Annotated in this window: 11 protein-coding genes and 2 pseudogenes; 7 read left to right on the plus strand and 6 right to left on the minus strand. The window is 68.7% G+C overall.

The features are described 5' to 3' along the window. Positions 1-89: 89 nt before the first annotated feature. The 4 genes from AB0917_RS01525 to AB0917_RS01540 all read left to right on the plus strand — a co-directional run bounded on the left by AB0917_RS01525 (position 90) and on the right by AB0917_RS01540 (position 4,710). Positions 90-2,627, plus strand: a complete 2,538-nt coding sequence (locus AB0917_RS01525) for a DUF4118 domain-containing protein (RefSeq protein ID WP_366817515.1) — start codon at positions 90-92, stop codon at positions 2,625-2,627. Positions 2,628-2,730: 103 nt separating this feature from the next. Beyond that, complete coding sequence (locus tag AB0917_RS01530; RefSeq protein WP_366817408.1) at positions 2,731-3,423, plus strand: response regulator; 693 nt, start codon at positions 2,731-2,733, stop codon at positions 3,421-3,423. Positions 3,424-3,498: 75 nt separating this feature from the next. Then, the gene (locus AB0917_RS01535; protein WP_366817409.1) at positions 3,499-3,915 is read left to right on the plus strand and encodes an OB-fold nucleic acid binding domain-containing protein; all 417 of its coding nucleotides are present in this window, start codon (positions 3,499-3,501) and stop codon (positions 3,913-3,915) included. Positions 3,916-3,918: 3 nt separating this feature from the next. Further along, complete coding sequence (locus AB0917_RS01540; RefSeq protein WP_366817410.1) at positions 3,919-4,710, plus strand: DUF3159 domain-containing protein; 792 nt, start codon at positions 3,919-3,921, stop codon at positions 4,708-4,710. 134 nt (positions 4,711-4,844) lie between these two features. Here the strand turns inward: AB0917_RS01540 and AB0917_RS01545 are convergent, their stop codons facing one another. Further along, on the minus strand, positions 4,845-5,525 hold the full coding sequence (locus AB0917_RS01545) for a TrkA family potassium uptake protein (RefSeq protein WP_366817411.1): 681 nt from the start codon (positions 5,523-5,525) through the stop codon (positions 4,845-4,847). Then, positions 5,525-6,193 carry a TrkA family potassium uptake protein gene (locus AB0917_RS01550; protein WP_366817412.1) on the minus strand — a complete coding sequence of 223 codons (669 nt, stop codon included), beginning with the start codon at positions 6,191-6,193 and terminating at the stop codon, positions 5,525-5,527. Before AB0917_RS01550 ends, AB0917_RS01545 begins: the two co-directional genes overlap by 1 nt. Positions 6,194-6,514: 321 nt before the next feature. Between AB0917_RS01550 and AB0917_RS01555 the strand changes: the two genes are divergently transcribed. Both AB0917_RS01555 and AB0917_RS01560 read left to right on the plus strand, forming a co-directional pair. After that, complete coding sequence (locus AB0917_RS01555) at positions 6,515-8,563, plus strand: APC family permease (protein WP_366817413.1); 2,049 nt, start codon at positions 6,515-6,517, stop codon at positions 8,561-8,563. A gap of 150 nt (positions 8,564-8,713) precedes the next feature. After that, positions 8,714-10,042 (plus strand): class I SAM-dependent RNA methyltransferase, encoded by a 1,329-nt coding sequence (locus AB0917_RS01560; protein WP_366817414.1) that lies wholly within the window; start codon positions 8,714-8,716, stop codon positions 10,040-10,042. Positions 10,043-10,598: 556 nt separating this feature from the next. On the opposite strand, the gene AB0917_RS01565 is transcribed toward AB0917_RS01560, so the two are convergent. The 4 genes and pseudogenes from AB0917_RS01565 to AB0917_RS01580 all read right to left on the minus strand — a co-directional run bounded on the left by AB0917_RS01565 (position 10,599) and on the right by AB0917_RS01580 (position 13,533). Next, complete coding sequence (locus tag AB0917_RS01565; protein ID WP_366817415.1) at positions 10,599-11,255, minus strand: contact-dependent growth inhibition system immunity protein; 657 nt, start codon at positions 11,253-11,255, stop codon at positions 10,599-10,601. A gap of 16 nt (positions 11,256-11,271) precedes the next feature. After that, positions 11,272-11,572, minus strand: a pseudogene (locus AB0917_RS01570) (RNase A-like domain-containing protein). 50 nt (positions 11,573-11,622) lie between these two features. Continuing rightward, positions 11,623-12,183 (minus strand): hypothetical protein, encoded by a 561-nt coding sequence (locus AB0917_RS01575; RefSeq protein ID WP_366817416.1) that lies wholly within the window; start codon positions 12,181-12,183, stop codon positions 11,623-11,625. 141 nt (positions 12,184-12,324) lie between these two features. After that, a pseudogene (locus tag AB0917_RS01580) lies at positions 12,325-13,533 on the minus strand (IS701 family transposase). Positions 13,534-14,008: 475 nt separating this feature from the next. Here AB0917_RS01580 and AB0917_RS01585 point away from each other — a divergent pair. Then, positions 14,009-17,680: a LamG domain-containing protein gene (locus tag AB0917_RS01585; protein WP_366817516.1), complete on the plus strand. Its 3,672-nt coding sequence runs from the start codon at positions 14,009-14,011 to the stop codon at positions 17,678-17,680. The last annotated feature ends 276 nt before the right edge of the window (positions 17,681-17,956 follow it).

Below are 17,956 nucleotides of genomic sequence, written 5' to 3' on the forward strand. Positions count from 1 at the left end.
TCAAGTATGACCTGGGCAAGGCCCTGAACCTGGGCGAAAAACAGCTGTACGTCGGTTTCGAATACGACTACTGGAAAGACAAGTACGGTATCAAGACACTCCGGATCTACCTCGGCGCGGCACCGGGCGTCGGCAAGACGTACGCGATGCTCTCCGAGGCCCACCGCAGGGTCGAGCGCGGCACCGACTGCGTGGTGGCCTTCGTGAACCACCACGGCCGGCCGCGCACCGAGGCGCTGCTGGACGGGCTGGAGCAGGTCCGCCGCAGCGAGATCACCTACCGCTCGGCCACCTCCACCGAGATGGACGTCGACGCGGTCCTGGAGCGCGCCCCCGCCGTCGCCCTGGTGGACGAGCTGGCCCACGCCAACGTGCCCGGCTCCCGCAACGCCAAGCGCTGGCAGGACGTCGAGGAGCTCCTGCGGGCCGGGATCGACGTCATATCCACGGTCAACATCCAGCACCTGGAGTCGCTGGGCGACGTCGTCGAGTCGATCACCGGCGTCCGCCAGCAGGAGACCGTCCCCGACGAGGTGGTGCGCCGGGCCGACCAGATCGAGCTGGTCGACATGTCGCCCCAGGCGCTGCGCCGCCGGATGGCGCACGGCAACATCTGCCGGCCCGACGAGCTGGACGCCGCCCTCTCGAACTACTTCCGCCCCGGCAACCTCACCGCCCTGCGCGAGCTGGCCCTCCTGTGGACCGCCGACCGGGTCGACGAGTACCTCCAGCAGTACCGGGGCGAGCACAACATCCGCACCACCTGGCAGGCCCGCGAACGCATCGTCGTCGGCCTCACCGGCGGGCCCGAGGGCCGCACGCTCATCCGCCGCGCCTCCCGGATGGCCGCCAAGGGCTCCGGCAGCGAGATCCTCGCCGTCTACATCGCGCGCAGCGACGGGCTGACCTCCGCCTCGCCCAAGGAACTGGCCGTCCAGCGCACCCTGGTCGAGGACGTCGGCGGTACGTTCCACCACGTCATCGGCGACGACATCCCCGCAGCCCTCCTGGAGTTCGCCCGCGGGGTCAACGCCACCCAGATCGTGCTGGGCTCCAGCCGCCGCAAGACCTGGCAGTACATCTACGGCCCCGGAGTCGGTGCCACCGTCGCCCGAGAGTCCCGGCCCGACCTGGACGTCCACATCGTCACCCACGAAGAGGTCGCCAAGGGCCGCGGACTGCCCATCGCCCGCGGCGCCCGGCTCGGACGGGCCCGGATCATCTGGGGCTGGCTCGTCGGCGTCGCCGGCTCGGTCCTGCTCTCCCTGCTGCTGCGGAGCCTGGAGAGCGGCCCCGGCCTTGCCAACGACGTCCTGCTCTTCCTCTTCCTGACCGTCGCCGCGGCCCTGCTGGGCGGACTGCTGCCCGCCCTCGCCTCGGCCGCCGTCGGCTCCGTGCTCCTGAACTACTGGTTCACCCCGCCGACCCACACCCTGACCGTCCAGGACCCCGAGAACTTCGTCGCCATCGTGATCTTCTTCGCGGTGGCCGTGGCGGTCTCCTCGGTGGTGGACCTGGCGGCCCGGCGCACCCACCAGGCCGCCCGGCTGCGCGCCGAGTCGGAGATCCTCTCCTTCCTGGCGGGCAGCGTGCTGCGCGGCGAGATGGCCCTGGACGCCCTGCTGGAGCGGGTCCGCGAGACCTTCGCGATGGAGTCCGTCGCGCTGCTGGAGCGGGCCAGCGACGTCGACCCGTGGACCTGCGCCGGATTCGTCGGGCCCGCGCCGGTCGCCCGACCCGACGACGCGGACGTGGACATGCCGGTCGGCGACAACATGGCGCTCGCCCTGTCGGGCCGGGTGCTGCCCGCCGAGGACCGCCGGGTGCTCGGCGCTTTCGCCGCCCAGGCGGCCGTCGTCCTGGACCGCCGGCGGCTGGTCTGGGAGGCCGAGCAGGCCCGCAGGCTCGCCGAGGGCAACCGCATCAGGACCGCGCTCCTCGCCGCCGTCAGCCACGACCTGCGCACCCCGCTCGCCGCGATCAAGGCCGCCGTCAGCTCGCTGCGCTCCGACGACGTCGCCTGGTCGCCGCAGGACGAGGCCGAGCTGCTGGCAGGCATCGAGGACGGCGCCGACCGGCTCGACCACCTGGTGGGCAACCTGCTGGACATGTCCCGCCTCCAGACCGGCACCGTGACCCCGCTGATCCGCGAGATCGACCTCGACGAGGTCGTGCCGATGGCGCTCGGCGGGGTCCCCGAGGGCAGCGTCGACCTGGACATCCCCGAGACGCTGCCCATGGTCGCCGTCGACCCGGGGCTGCTGGAGCGGGTCGTCGCCAACATCGTCGAGAACGCCGTCAAGTACAGCCCCGCCGGGGAGCGCGTCGCGGTGGCCGCCAGCGCGCTCGGCGAACGCGTCGAGCTACGGGTCGTCGACCGCGGGTGCGGCGTCCCCGACGAGGCCAAGGAGGGGATCTTCGAACCGTTCCAGCGGTACGGTGACGCCCCGCGCGGCGCCGGCGTGGGCCTCGGCCTGCCCGTCTCCCGGGGCTTCGCCGAGGCCATGGGCGGCACCCTGGACGCCGAGGACACCCCCGGCGGCGGGCTGACCATGGTCCTGACGCTCACCGCGGCACCGGGACGGGACCAGGCCCCGGCGGTCCTCCCGGCCGAGGCCACCTCATGACGGCCCCGCCCCGCGTGCGGCCCACCCACTCCCCGTACGGCCGGAACACCCCGTACAGCCGGCACAACCGGCACAGCCCGTCCAGCAGAAAGGCAGGTCCGCGATGACCCGGGTGCTTGTGGTCGACGACGAGCCGCAGATCGTACGCGCCCTCGTGATCAACCTGAAGGCCCGCCAGTACGAGGTCGACGCCGCGCCCGACGGGGCGACCGCCCTCCAGCTCGCCGCCGCCCTCCACCCCGACGTCGTCGTCCTCGACCTCGGGCTGCCCGACATGGACGGGGTCGAGGTGATCAGGAGCCTGCGCGGCTGGACCCGGGTCCCGATCCTCGTCCTCTCCGCGCGCCACACCTCCGACGAGAAGGTGGAGGCCCTGGACGCGGGCGCCGACGACTACGTCACCAAGCCGTTCGGCATGGACGAGCTGCTGGCCCGGCTGCGCGCCTCCGTACGCCGCTCGGAACCGGTCGGCCAGGACGTCACCGAGGACGTCGCGATCGTGGAGACGGCCGGCTTCACCGTCGACCTGGCGGCCAAGAAGGTGCACCGCGCGGGCCGCGACGTACGGCTCACCCCCACGGAGTGGCACCTGCTGGAGGTGCTCGTCCGCAACGCCGGCCGCCTGGTCGGACAGAAACAGCTCCTCCAGGAGGTCTGGGGGCCCTCCTACGGCACCGAGACCAACTATCTGCGGGTCTACATGGCCCAGCTGCGCCGCAAGCTGGAGACGGACCCCTCGCACCCCCGGCACTTCGTCACCGAGCCGGGCATGGGCTACCGCTTCGAACGCGGCTGACCCCCGTCGGCTCACCCTTTCGAGTGGTCCACCCAGAGCTCCGTACCCGGCCCGCGGGACCGGTACCCTTCGGGTATGAGTGCTGTTCCCCGACGCGAGAAGGCCGGCAGGGCGGAGAGGCCGTCCGGCCGCTTCCGCCGTATGCTCGACCGGCTCTCCAGCTCCCGGGAGGACCTGGATTCCCAGGAGCTGCGGGAGGACACCCGGGCCACCGGCTGCACCCGGATATCCGAGTGCTCCGACCGCCAGATCGTGAAGGTGGCTGGTACGTTGCGGACCGTCACCCTCCGTCCCCGGGCCGGAGTGCCCGCCCTGGAGGCGGAGCTCTTCGACGGCACCGAGCCGCTGGACGTGGTCTGGCTGGGCCGGCGCTCCATCGTCGGCATAGAGCCCGGCCGCAGGATCATCGCCTCGGGCCGGGTCGCCATGAGCCACGGGCGCCGGGTGCTGTTCAACCCCACATACGAACTCCGACCGCTCGGCAAGGAGTAGCCGGTGACGTCTCTCGACAAGCCGACGTCCGATACGGACCAGCCCCACCGCACCGAACAGCAGGACGACGGCGGGAGGCACGCCGCTCAGCAGGACGCCGAGTCGAAGGCGGTCACCGAGGCCGCCCTCTTCGAAGCCTTCGGCGGCGTGCGCGGCATGGTGGAGACAGTCCTGCCCGGACTGCTCTTCGTCACGATCTTCACCATCAACAAGGACCTGCACACCTCGGCCATCGCCGCCCTGGCCGTGTCGCTGGCCCTGGTCGCCGTCCGGCTGATCCGCCGGGACACCGTGAAGCACGCCTTCAGCGGCGTCTTCGGGGTGGCCTTCGGTGTCGTCTTCGCGATGATGACGGGCAACGCCAAGGACTTCTACCTGCCGGGCATGGTCTACACCCTGGGGCTGGCCATCGCCTACCTGGGCACCGCCGCCGCGGGCGTACCGCTGATCGGACTGATCCTGGGCCCGGTCTTCAAGGAGAACCTCTCCTGGCGGACCCGTAACCCGGGCCGGAAGAAGGCGTACACCAAGGCCAGTTACGCCTGGGGCCTCATCCTGCTCGCCAAGTGCGCGATCCTCTTCCCGCTCTACTGGTGGGCCGACACCACCCAGTTCGGCTGGGTGCTGGTCGCGCTGAAGATCCCGCCGTTCCTGCTCGCGGTCTATCTGACCTGGGTCTTCCTCGCGAAGGCGCCGCCGCCCATCGACGTCTTCGCCGAGATGGAGGCCGAGGAACAGGCCGAGAACGACCGCAAGGCGCAGGCCGCGGCAGCGCTCCGCAACCCGGAGGCGTAAGGCACAAAGGAGGGGCCCGGGACCGCTGTCGGTCCCGGGCCCCTCTTTATGCTCACGCGTCAGCCTTTACGTCCACGCGTCAGCCCCTACGTTCACGCGTCGGCTTCCACGTGCACACGTCACACGTTCACACGTCAGCTGTCGGACGTCGGGGTGCGGCGGACCGACAACAGGTCCTCCAACTGCTCCTCGCGCGCCTGGGCCGCCACGAACAGCAGCTCGTCACCGGCCTCCAGGGACTCCTGCGCACTCGGCGTCAGCACCCGCGTCCCACGGATGATGGTGACCAGCGAGGTGTCCTCGGGCCACGCCACGGCACCGACCCGGGTGCCGGCCAGCGCCGACTCCGGCGGCAGGGTCAGCTCCACCAGGTTGGCGTCGCCGTGGCTGAAGCGCAGCAGCCGGACCAGATCGCCGACGCTCACCGCCTCCTCCACCAGGGCCGACATCAGCCGCGGGGTCGAGACCGCGACATCGACGCCCCAGGACTCGTTGAACAGCCACTCGTTCTTCGGGTGGTTGACCCGCGCCACCACCCGCGGCACGCCGTACTCGGTCTTCGCCAGCAGCGAGACGACCAGGTTCACCTTGTCGTCGCCCGTCGCCGCGATCACCACGTTGCACCGCTGCAGCGCCGCCTCGTCCAGCGAGGTGATCTCGCAGGCGTCCGCGAGCAGCCACTCGGCCGAGGGGACCCGCTCCACCGAGATGGCGCTCGGCGCCTTGTCGATGAGCAGCACCTCGTGCCCGTTCTCCAGCAGCTCGGCGGCGATGGAACGGCCCACCGCGCCCGCCCCCGCAATCGCCACACGCATCAGTGACCACCCTCCTCGGGACCGTTGGCGAAGGCCTCCTCGACCTTGGCGATCTCGTCCGTACGCATCATCACGTGGACCAGGTCGCCCTCTTGCAGGACCGTCTGCGAGGTCGGCAGGATCGCCTCGCCCAACCGGGTGAGGAAGGCGACGCGGACGCCGGTCTCCTCCTGGAGCGTGCTGATCCGGTGGCCGATCCAGGACGGCGTCGTGTGCACCTCGGCGAGCTGCACGGCCCCGCTCGGATCGCGCCACAGCGGCTCCGCGCCCGACGGCAGCAGCCGGCGCAGCATCTGGTCCGCCGTCCAGCGCACCGTGGCCACGGTGGGGATGCCGAGCCGCTGGTAGACCTCGGCCCGCTTCGGGTCGTAGATGCGGGCGGCGACGTTCTCGATGGAGAACATCTCGCGGGCCACCCGGGCCGCGATGATGTTGGAGTTGTCGCCGCTGCTGACCGCGGCGAACGCCCCGGCCTCCTCGATGCCCGCCTCGCGGAGGGTGTCCTGATCGAAGCCGACCCCGGTGACCCGGCGGCCGCCGAATCCGGAGCCGAGACGGCGGAAGGCCGTGGGGTCCTGGTCGATCACCGCGACCGTGTGCCCCTGCTGTTCCAGGGTCTGCGCGAGAGCGGCTCCGACGCGCCCGCAGCCCATGATGACGATGTGCACCGTTCGCCTACCCCGCCGTCCTGGTCATCCCGCTGACCTGCGAAAACACGCTGCTCACACTTCTCTCTCGGCTTGCCGGGCAAACAACGGGGCAACCACCTTCGGCGTTGCCCGGAGATGAGCTTAAGCCGCCCTGCGGCCATCCCCTCATACGAGTGTGCGTTCGCCCGGACACCTGGGCAAAGGGGGAGTAAAGGAACAGTGCCGGCCGCAAGGATTCCGTCAAGAATCGCGGCCGGTCCCCGCTCCCACCACGGAAGAGCGGGGGCCACGGCGAACAGGCGTCCACGGCCCGTACGGGCTCGGCTTACGATCCTCAGCGTGTCCAAACTGACCGACCTGCCCAAAAGGATCCTGATCGGCCGGGCGCTGAGCAGCGACAAGCTGGGGGAGACCCTCCTCCCCAAGCGCGTCGCGCTCCCCGTCTTCGCGTCCGACCCGCTGTCCTCGGTGGCGTACGCGCCCGGAGAAGTCCTCCTCGTGCTGTCCGTCGCGGGCGTGTCGGCGTACCACTTCAGCCCGTGGATCGCGCTGGCCGTCGTGGTCCTCATGTTCACGGTCGTCACCTCCTACCGGCAGAACGTCCGCGCCTACCCCAGCGGCGGCGGCGACTACGAGGTCGCCACCACCAACCTCGGCCCCAGGGCCGGACTGACCGTCGCCGGCGCGCTGCTGGTCGACTACATCCTCACCGTGGCCGTGTCGATCTCCGCCGGCGTGGAGAACCTGGGCTCCGCGATCCCCTTCGTCATCGAGCACAAGACCCTCTGCGCCATCGGCGCCATCGTCCTGCTCACCCTGATGAACCTGCGCGGGGTCAGGGAGTCCGGGAGACTGTTCGCCGTCCCCACCTACCTCTTCGTGGCGGGCATCTTCCTGATGCTCGTGTGGGGCGCGTTCCGGGGCCTGGTCCTCGGCGAGACGATGCACGCCCCGACCTCCGAGTTCGAGATCAAGCCCGAGCACCAGGGCCTCGCCGGCTTCGCGCTGGTCTTCCTCCTCCTGCGCGCCTTCTCCTCCGGCTGCGCCGCCCTCACCGGCGTCGAGGCGATCAGCAACGGGGTGCCCGCGTTCCGCAAGCCGAAGAGCAGGAACGCGGCGACCACGCTCGCCATGATGGGCCTGCTCGCCGTCACCATGTTCTGCGGGATCATCGCCCTGGCGATGGCCACCGGCGTCAAGATGGCCGAGAACCCGGCGAAGGACCTGATCCGCGACGGTGTCCCGGTCGGCGACGGCTACACCCAGCACCCGGTGATCGCCCAGGTCGCGGAGGCGGTCTTCGGCCACGGCTCGTTCCTCTTCCTGGTCCTGGCCGTGGCCACCGCGCTGGTCCTCTTCCTGGCCGCGAACACCGCGTACAACGGCTTCCCGCTGCTCGGCTCGATCCTCGCCCAGGACCGCTACCTGCCGCGCCAGCTCCACACCCGCGGCGACCGGCTCGCCTTCTCCAACGGCATCGTGCTGCTGGCCGGCGCCGCCATCCTGCTGGTCTGGGTCTACGGCGCCGACACCACGCGCCTGATCCAGCTCTACATCGTCGGCGTCTTCGTCTCCTTCACCCTCAGCCAGACCGGCATGGTGCGGCACTGGAACCGCCACCTCGCCGCCGAGCGCGACCGGGCCAGGCGCCGCCACATGATCCGCTCGCGCGCCATCAACGCCTTCGGCGCCTTCTTCACCGGCCTGGTCCTGGTCGTGGTCCTGGCCACCAAGTTCACCCATGGCGCGTGGGTCGCCCTGCTCGGCATGGTGATCTTCTACGGCACGATGACCGCGATCCGGAAGCACTACGACCGGGTCGCCGCCGAGATCGCGGCCGACGAGACCCCCGAGGACGAGACAGTCCGCCCCTCCCGGGTCCACGCGATCGTCCTGGTCTCCAAGCTCCACCGCCCGACCCTGCGGGCCCTCGCCTACGCCCAGCTGATCCGCGCCGACCACCTGGAGGCGCTCTCCATCGGCGTCGACCCGGCCGAGACGAAGGCGCTGCGCGCGGACTGGGAGCGGCGCGGCGTCGACGTCCCGCTCAAGATCCTCGACTCGCCCTACCGCGAGGTGACCCGCCCGGTCATCGAGTACGTCAAGGGGCTGCGCCGCCGGAGCCCGCGCGACGTGATCAGCGTCTACATCCCGGAGTACGTGGTCGGCCACTGGTACGAGCACCTGCTGCACAACCAGAGCGCCCTGCGCCTCAAGGGCCGCCTGCTCTTCACGCCGGGCGTCATGGTCACCTCCGTCCCCTACCAGCTCCAGTCCTCCGAGGCCGCGAGGAAGCGGGCCCGGAAGCGGGCGGAGTGGAACGCTCCGGGTTCGGTGCGGCGAGGCCCGGTGGAACGCCGGCACAAGGAGCCCGACCGGAAGGGCTGAGACGCCGGCACCCACGTGGGTCCGGGGCCGACACGGGAGGAACGGCTCGTGGTAACCACCCCGACCGCACCCACGTAGACTGGTGGGCTGTCGTCCGGGCACGCACGCACGCCCGGCTCCCCCCTTTCCTTCTCCCTGGAGCCTCCCCTCATGCAGAACGAACCCACGTCGTCGCTGGTCGGGGAGGAGTACGAGGTCGAGGTCGGTCCCGTCGCACACGGCGGCCACTGCATCGCCCGTACCGCCGAGAACCAGGTCCTCTTCGTACGCCACACGCTCCCCGGCGAGAAGATCATCGCCAAGGTCACCGAGGGCGACGCGGACTCCCGCTTCCTGCGGGCCGACGCCGTACGGATCATCGAGCCGTCCAAGGACCGCGTCGAGGCCCCGTGCCCGTACGCCGGCCCCGGCATGTGCGGCGGCTGCGACTGGCAGCACGCCAAGCCCGGCGCCCAGCGCCGCCTCAAGGGCGAGGTGATCGCCGAGCAGCTCCAGCGCCTGGCGGGCCTGACCCCCGAGGAGGCCGGCTGGGACGGCACGGTCATGCCCGCCGAGGGCGACAAGCTCCCGCCGGGCGAGGTCCCGGCCTGGCGCACCCGCGTCCAGTACGCCGTCGACGCGGACGGCCGGGCGGGCCTGCGCAAGCACCGCTCGCACGACGTCCAGCCGATCGACCGCTGCCTGATCGCCGCACCCGGTGTCTCGGAGCTCGGCGTCGAGAAGCGCGAGTGGCCGCAGCTGGCCGCCGTGGAGGCGATCACCGCCACCGGCTCCAACGACCGCCAGGTCATCCTCACCCCGAAGCCCGGCGGCCGGCTCCCCCTGGTCGAGCTGGACAAGCCGGTCTCCGTACTCCGCGTCGAGGAGCACGACGGCGGCGTCCACCGCGTCCACGGCCGCGCCTTCGTCCGCGAACGCGCCGACGACCGCACGTACCGCGTCGGCTCCGGCGGCTTCTGGCAGGTCCACCCGCAGGCGGCCAACACCCTGGTCCGCGCGGTCATGCAGGGCCTGCTGCCCCGCAAGAACGACACGGCCCTGGACCTCTACTGCGGCGTCGGCCTCTTCGCCGGAGCCATCGGCCAGCGCATCGGCGAGAAGGGCGCGGTGCTCGGCATCGAGTCCGGCAAGCGCGCGGTCGAGGACGCCCGCCACAACCTCAAGGACCTGGACCGGGTCCGCATCGAACAGGGCAAGGTCGACCAGGTCCTGCCCCGCACGGGCATCACCGAATGCGACCTGATCGTCCTGGACCCGCCGCGCGCGGGCGCGGGCAAGCAGGTGGTCAAGCACCTGTCCTCACTGGGCGCCCGCCGCATCGCCTACGTGGCCTGCGACCCGGCGGCACTGGCCCGGGACCTGGCGTACTTCGCGGACGGCGGCTACAGGGTGCGGACGCTGCGGGCGTTCGATCTGTTTCCGATGACGCATCATGTGGAGTGCGTGGCGATTCTGGAGCCTGCGGCAAAGGGGCTCTGACCTGCAGTTTTCCCGGGGTTCTCAGGCACGGCGATGCGCTCGACATGATTTCCACCGGACACGACGTGGAGCGCGCGGCAGTCCCGGCACACTGCTCTGACCTGCGGTTTCACCCGAAAGTGCAGGGGCAAGCAGTCTGCGGGGATCTTCGTCGGGAATGGTGCACGACTGGCTCGACGCTCATCTGACGCTCGTTCTTATGGCGCGTCAGGTAAGCCTCGAACCCACGGCGCAGTACGGGTCGTCGCGTCATCATGGAGGAGAGGTTTCTAGGCCGCCGCGAGCCATCTGGCCGCCCGGGTGGCAGGTCGGTGTAGCCGTCCTGGCCCCGTTCGGTGCGGTCAGGGCGCTGAGATACATCCGCCTTCGGACTGCGGATCGTCTGCGTCTCCTCCGGGTTGTGCTGTTGAGGCCCTGGCGATGTTCTCAAAGGACTGCGGTCACCGGCCGGACGGACCTTCAGGTTGGGTCTCGCGAGGGCTCGGCCCTGAGGTGCTGTGCACGTTCGTGTCATCCTGCGGCTGTGGAGAGCCCGTCCCGCGACCGCTCAGCCGGATCAGACACCGGAGAGCGTCGCCGCCAGCGACTGGAACCAGGCGCCGTGGGAGAACGGTTCCGGCGGGCCGACCTCCATGCCGAGTTCGGCGGCAGCCAGGGCGTAGTCCCCCTCGTCCAGGGGGAGGGCGAGCAACTCGTGCAGTTCACCCACGAGACGGGCGACCAACTGCGGGTTCGTGGTACCGGCGTAGTCGGCGACTGCGGCGTCGTGGCCGCGAAACTCGTCAACGATGTCCTGCGAGAACCAGCCCCCCAGCAGTTGCGCGGTCTCCGGAAAACGGGCGTGCCACTCCCAGTGCGTCTGCGGGGACGATGGCTCGGGGACGTCGCCCTCCTCGATGCTCCTCTTCAGGTGGTCGGCCAGCACTGTCAGCCAGTCACCGATGTCCGACTGGGGCTTTCCGGTGTCCGGGATCGAGTAGAACTCACCCAGCTCCTGCCGGATGCGACCCGGAGGATTGCGGCTGTACTCGCGCAGCTGTCGCTCCGCCTCTGCGATGGCCGAGGGGCGGGTATGCCAGGTATGGCGGAGATACGCGTCCAGGGCGCGACTGCGTCGCTCCGGGGTGTCGTCGGCCGGCTGACCCAGATACGCGCGCAGGACCTGGTCCAGCTCGCCGTACCGCCGGTCGTGTTCGAGGGGCTTCATGGACATGTGCGTGCAACAACCCCTACAGGTAGAACGGGACGGTTGTGTGGACGACGAAGCCGAGAGGACTCATCGCCTCGCGGCGCAGCACTACGCGCGCCGCGCGCACATCGACGGGGCCGCGCCCGGCCAGCAGGTCGCCCTCCAGCTGGACCCGACCCACAGGCTCCTCACGGGACGGCCAGGCTGCCTCGAGAGTGAGGCGGACCCGGGTGCTCTGGGCGAGCCAGCGGTGGATGACCTGTTCGTTGGCGGTCACCACCTGCTGGGTGGCCCACTGGGCGGTCTCCCGGTCGGGATTAGGAGGCGGAACGGGTCAGCATGGGGCATCCTCTCAAATCACCGGGGCAGGGCCTACGCGCATACGGACTCACTAGTCGGCGAAGCTCCAGACCAGGCCCACCTCGGTGTCCGAGACGATGACGAGGCCACAGTCTTCCATGTAGACACTCAGCGGGCTGTACCCGAGGCTCTCCAGAGTGAAGTCGAGCATGCCGGGCAGGCTGCCCTGCTTGTTGACGTTCGTGTAATACCCGGCCGCGTCTCCGTACCGAGCGAGGATCGTGCTCGCCATGGCCCGCAGTTCGTCCGGGGATTCGTCGAAGTACTGGAGGTTGGCAAGGGTGCACCCGGTCTCCGTGAGGGCTTGGAGCAGGTTCTCGGCGCTGCTCCGGTCGATCTCCTTGAGGCGAGACGCGATGTACTCCGGGGGGTGGTCGGCGAATGGGTGCTTGGGGTCGCCCGCACGTTCCGGGCTCTGCGCCGTGTCGTCGACGCCGGCCCAGCCCCTGGGGTCCGGAACCCGGGCCATCACGGTGAGGACGTCGTGGGCCCAGTCCTTGTGGTGGCGGGGTCCAGTGGCGACGTATGCGGACGCATCCCTGTACAGGTGGCGTACTGCGGCTTCCCAGGACGTCTGGTAGACGGGCGACATGTGGTGCGGCCTTTCTCGGCAGACGGCTAGTAGTGCTTGGTCATGTTGGTGCGGGGTCTGGCATGTCGCGGTGACAGGTGGGGCAGGCGCCGGTCCAGGTCGCGAGGAGTATCTGCAGCTCGCGGACGACTCGGTAGAGGCTCAGGCCGACGCCGTCTCTTTTGGGGATCTGTTCAGTCGCTGCAGGGTGCAGAAGGCGTGGGCGACCGAGACGAGAGTGACGTGGTGGTGCCAGCCTGGCCAGGTTCGGCCCTCGAAGTGGGTCAGACCCAGGGCCTGTTTCATCTCGCGGTAGTCGTTCTCGATGCGCCAGCGGAGCTTCGCGGTGCGCACGAGGACAGACAGCGGGGTGGTATCGGCCAGGTTGGAGAGCCAGAACTGCACGGGCTCGTCCTGGTCGGCGGGCCACTCCGCCAGCAGCCGGCGGACCGGAAGCTCGGCGGTGGTCGTGTCCTGGCGGATCTCGCGCCCGGCGGGCCTGATCCGCAGGGCAACGAAGCGGGAGTACATGCGTTTCACCCCGCTGCGGCCGCTGCCCGGCCGTGATCCCTCCCTCCACTGCACCGGCCGTGCGGAGGATTTGCCGGCCGCGATGACCATGTCCTTCACCCGCTGTGCCGACTCGGGATAGGCAGGGACCGGCCGCTGGCCCCTGCCGGGGCAGGTGGGGGTCGACGGCCGTGCGTCCTCGGGTTGTGCGGTGGTTGTTGTCGAGATGCCCACCACGTAGTCGAGTCCGCGTGTCTCCAGGCCGAGCCGGAAGGCGGCGGTGTCCCCGTAGCCCCCGTCGGCGATGACCTGGGGCATGTCGATGCCCCAGGACCGCGTTTCGTCGATCATGTCCAGGGCCAGCTGCCACTTCTCGACATGGCCCACCTGGGCAGGGATGGCGCACCGCTCACGGCCGGCTACCTTGGCCGGATCGGCCTTCGGCGAGGCGGGATCCCAGCTCCCGGGCTGGAACAGACGCCAGTTCACCGCCGCCGAGGCACCGTAGGAAGCCAGGTGCAGCGAGACTCCGGCCTGGCAGTTGGTGACCTTGCCCGCGGTGCCGGTGTACTGCCTGCTCACGCACGCGGACGCGTCCCCGTCCTTGAGGAACCCGGTGTCATCGATGACCAGCGTGGTGGGCTTGATGATCGGCTGCATGCGCTAGGCCAACCGGGCCCGCACATGCGCCGCATCCCACGGGCTGGAGGTGACGAAGTGGGCCAGGGCCTGCCGGTTACCGTCCTCGCCCAGGCGGGCGGCCATCGGCTCCACCGACTTGCGCTAGCCGTCCAGCAGCAGGCCCCGCAGATACACCCCGCCCCACCGGCGCTGATCCGCCCGCGTGAACGGCTCGAACATCTCCGCCGCGAAGTTCTCCAGATCACACCGGACCGCAGCCAACTCCGCACTCAGCACACCCAGTTAACGACACGACCGATCAAGAAGACACGCCATCACAGATCACACATGACCAAGCGCTACTAGTTGGCGTTCACGTTTCGAAACTCGGTGCGCCGAGGTGTGCCCGCAGCGTCGGACGGAGCGCGCGGCCTGTGCCTTGGACTTGGCTCAGGCCGCTATCAGTTCGGGGGATTTTCCGACTGCAAGGTCTGTTTCTCCCTCGAGCGGCGATCTCTCGTCGGGTGAGATTGCCTAGCTTTGCTATCGCCACTCATAGGGTATGTGATTTGGATCACTCTTGACGGGGTTCGTCCAACCCTCGATATTTGGCTGACTTTTGTGAAGGCCATGTGGAAAACGGGGCGGGTTTGTGAGTGGTGGGATGTGGCGTCGTGCGCGTCACGGTGTGTGCACGACGGCTGTGTTGGCCACCATGTTGAGTGTGTCACCTGCGCTGAACCAGCAGGCCATGGCCTCTTCAGCTACTGCTAGGCAACTGGCCTCGCCGGAGCTCCGGGCTTCAGCCGCCGCGGTGGCGACCGGTGAACGTGTGGAGGTCGTGGAAGAACGCACCGAGCGGGAGACGGTCTTTGCCAACCCGGATGGGGCGACTTTCACGCTGGAGAAGTCGATCATTCCGGTTCGTGTGGCCCCTCAGGGGAAGTGGATCGAACCCGACACTACGCTGGTGCGTCATACAGACGGGTCGGTCGGTCCCAAGGCGGCCGCAGTGGAGCTCTCGTTCTCTGCGGGTGGTGACGGAGCGGACCTCGTCACGATTGCTGAGGGACATCAGCCCGTATCGCTCGGCTGGCCCGGAGTTCTTCCGGCGCCCCGGCTCGCCGGGGAGCGCGCGATTTACGAGAATGTGCTCCCGGATGTGAACCTGATCCTCACAGCGACTGTCGAAGGTTTTCGGCAGGTGCTGGAGGTGAAGTCCCCCGAGGCGGCGGCAAACCCGGCTCTCAGATCCATCGAGTACCGGCTCAGTGCGGAGAATCTGACGGTCCAGCCCGGCGTCGGCGGAGGAGTGGACGCATTGGACGGCAACGGCCGGCCGGTGTTCCGCTCACCCGCCGCCCGGATGTGGGACTCCGCAGGCGACAGCCAGGCCCCTGCTCCCGCCGAGCGTTCGCTCTACATGTCCTTGCCCGCTGAGGCCGGTATGGAGCATCCGGTAGCAGCAGGCCCTGCTGAAGAGGGCGATCCGCTGGCTGGCCCGGGTACCGGTGACCAGTCATCGGTGATGGACCTCAAGCTCACCGACTCGGCGGTGACCGTCGAGCCGGATGCCGATCTGCTGGCCAACACCGACGAGAGGAATTTCCCGCTTTACATCGACCCGTCGGTCGAACTGAACGAGTCTGAGCGCACCGTGCTTTCCTCGGACGGTGACGTGTTCTGGAATTTCTCCGGTGGAACCAACGGGATGAGCGTCGGGAAGTGCGGCTCGGCAGTGATCGGCGGGGTCTCGTACTACTGTGGCAATGGCTATGTGAACAGGATGTACTTCGAGTTCGACCCTGGAAAGTTGAAGGGCAAGCACGTCCTGGATGCCACGTTCCGCGTCACGGAGACCTGGTCGTTCTCCTGCGCCGCCCGTGTGGTCGATCTGGAGCGTACGAACAATATTTCCCCATCTTCGAAGTGGCCCGGACCCGCGAAGCTGGACCAGATGGGTGACCGTAGCGTCTCGGCTGGCCGCGGCAGTAACTGCAGCCCTGCCCAGCCTCGTGCCCCCATTGAGTTCCACGACAATCCGGCGGAGCCCGACGAGAATCTGACGCCTACGGTCCGCAGCTTCGCCGATGGCAAGATCGCACGTCTGACACTGATGCTGATGGCCAACAATGAGTCCGACACGGTCGCATGGAAGCGATTCGACGATGATGCGGTGCTGAGCGTCGAGTATGTCGGCAAGCCGGCCAAGCCCAGCAGCATCGGTACAGTCGCGGGCAAGGTCCATGATTGCAACACGGCCGAGTCTGCCCCGGCGATCGTTACCGACCCGACCCCCGATCTGACGGCTACGGCGCAGACAGCGGCCGGCGGAGAGTCCGGAGCCAAGCTCAGAGTTGCCATGGACGTCGACAAGAAGCAGAGTAACGGCACTTGGGTCAATGCCATGAGTGAGATGGTCCGCCCGAGTTCCGGATACGTGGGCGATAACGTCAAAGTCACCGCTACAGCCCCGACGCTGCCCGAGAACGCCCTTTTGCGCATGCGTGCCTGGACACGTTCCTACTACGGCTCGCAGTGGCTGGAAGGACCTTCCAACGGCTCCACCCCAGGCTGGTGTTACTTCAAGATCGACAGCAAAGCGCCTAAGCCTCCCACGATCACCTTTAATCAGGTCGATCCGGATTCCTACACGCCGTGTACAGCCAATGATTGTGTGCCTCGCGGCAAGCCGGGCAAGGCTGGATCCTTCACTCTCGGTCCGGCATCTGGTGACGTGAACACCGGGTACCGCTACCGGCTGGCGGGCGGATCGTTCGACTCGGGCTGGTCCGCCTATAAGTCGGGAGCCACCGCGACCATTAACCCAATCCCGCCGACTTCGGGGACGATGGTTCTCTATGCGGAGGCGAAGGACAACTACGGATCCGGCGCGGCCAATTCTGTCGAGTTTGTGGTCAAGGAAGGCGACGGCCCGGTGGGTCGCTGGACTTTCCACGAGGCAGCTGGTGCAGCTGTCGACTCCTCGACCAATGATCCCGCGCTCAAGGACAACGCCACGCTGGCGGGCGGAGCAGTCCGTACCGACCAGGGGCGTCGCGGTGAAGTGACGATCATGCCCGCCACGAGCACCACCCCGGCAGTAGAGAGCCCCGATAGCGGCCTCAGGCTGAACGGCACCACCGCCTACACGGCCACTGCCGGCCCGGTCATCGACACCCGTGCTTCCTACACCGTGGCTGCATGGGTCCGCATCGACGATCCGACGCGTAACGCCACGGTGGTGGGTCAGGACGGAGTCAACCGCAGCCCCTTCCTGCTGAGTTATGAGCACACCCTCAAGAAATGGTCCTTCCGGGAGGCCAATGCCGACGCACCGGCGGGGGGAACCTGGTCATACAAGAGCGTCGTCTCCAAGAACCCGGCGGTTCCGAAGGTGTGGACGCACCTCGCCGGTGTCTTCAACGCCGTCGACAACACGATCAGCTTCTACGTCAACGGAGGGCTTCAGGGGACTACCGAGTTCACAACACCGTGGGCAGCTAACGGCCCTCTGCAGATCGGGCGTGTGCACTGGTCGGGCACCTACACGGACTACTTCCCCGGAGTGATCGATGAAGCAGCCGTGTGGCAGGAGGCCCTGACCGGAGTGCAGATCGCGCGAGAGAATGCCCTGCTGGACCCCAGTGGCAAGGCCTCGGCGGAGCTGGTCGCCGCATGGAACCCGGCCGGAACACAAGGATCGTCCCTGATCGATGAGGTGTCGGGCTACGGCCGTCCTCTCACCCTGTCCGCAGGCGCCTCAGTGACCGATGATGAGTTGGTGCTCGATGGCACCACCGGGGCGGGGACGACACCCGGTCCGGTGGTCGACGACACGGGTTCCTTTACCGTGACTACGCAGGCCGTGGTCGACGCGGCCAAGATCCTTGCCAAGCCGAACGGTTACAGGGCTCAGGTTCTCGGCCAGCGCACAGCCACTGGATCGTCCTGGAGTCTGTGGTTCGAGAAGACCGGTACCCGTCAGGAACCCGAGTTCGATGAGAACGGTGACCCGGTTATCGACGGGAACGGCAACCCCAAGACGACGACGGTTCCGGTCGGTCGCTGGCACTTCGGCCGCCTGGAGTCTGATGGCAACGGGGCTTCCGTCCAGAGCATCGACGAAGCTCTGGTAGACACCGAGACCCGCCTGACCGGTGTCTACAACGCACAGGACAAGACGATCCAGCTATACCTGACCTCTGACCAGCAGACCAGCGACGGCATCGGCTACACCGCGCAGGTCGGCGTCGGCGAGTTCGCGGTCGGCAAGGGGTACCTCGGGGCCTGGGGCAACTTCCTCCCCGGGCGCCTCAGCGATATCCGCCTATGGGCCGGGGCGCTGAGCGACAGCGAACAGGTCTCCGATGTCGTCGGCACCTGAGACCCCGCGCCTCTGAAATCGAGCGTGGCCCGCACGACTCGGGTGGTCCACGCTCGCCCCCCTGCACCGCCACATTGCCGTCCCGCCCGCTGGTGGGCTGGCCGCTCCTGGAGAGAAGACGTGTCCGTGTCCCGATCCCGTTCCGCGTTCGCGAGGCTCAGCGCAAGACGCCGCTCCGCCTCCGGTGCACGGAGACTCCGTGCCCCTATGGTCGGGGTACTGGCCCTCATTCTCTCCGTACCGACCGGACTCACCCCGCTGGCGATGGCCGCAGAC

Origin of the sequence: Streptomyces sp. NPDC007346 (assembly GCF_040703535.1) — a bacterium.
Lineage (GTDB): Bacteria > Actinomycetota > Actinomycetes > Streptomycetales > Streptomycetaceae > Streptomyces.

Excerpts from the sequence above, each read along its gene's own strand:
- AB0917_RS01560 (WP_366817414.1), top strand. The coding sequence starts at position 8,714 with ATGCAGAACGAACCCACGTCGTCGCTGGTCGGGGAGGAGTACGAGGTC.
- AB0917_RS01575 (WP_366817416.1), bottom strand. The coding sequence starts at position 12,183 with ATGTCGCCCGTCTACCAGACGTCCTGGGAAGCCGCAGTACGCCACCTG.
- AB0917_RS01585 (WP_366817516.1), top strand. The coding sequence starts at position 14,009 with ATGTTGAGTGTGTCACCTGCGCTGAACCAGCAGGCCATGGCCTCTTCA.
- AB0917_RS01530 (WP_366817408.1), top strand. The coding sequence starts at position 2,731 with ATGACCCGGGTGCTTGTGGTCGACGACGAGCCGCAGATCGTACGCGCC.
- AB0917_RS01535 (WP_366817409.1), top strand. The coding sequence starts at position 3,499 with ATGAGTGCTGTTCCCCGACGCGAGAAGGCCGGCAGGGCGGAGAGGCCG.
- AB0917_RS01545 (WP_366817411.1), bottom strand. The coding sequence starts at position 5,525 with ATGCGTGTGGCGATTGCGGGGGCGGGCGCGGTGGGCCGTTCCATCGCC.
- AB0917_RS01565 (WP_366817415.1), bottom strand. The coding sequence starts at position 11,255 with ATGTCCATGAAGCCCCTCGAACACGACCGGCGGTACGGCGAGCTGGAC.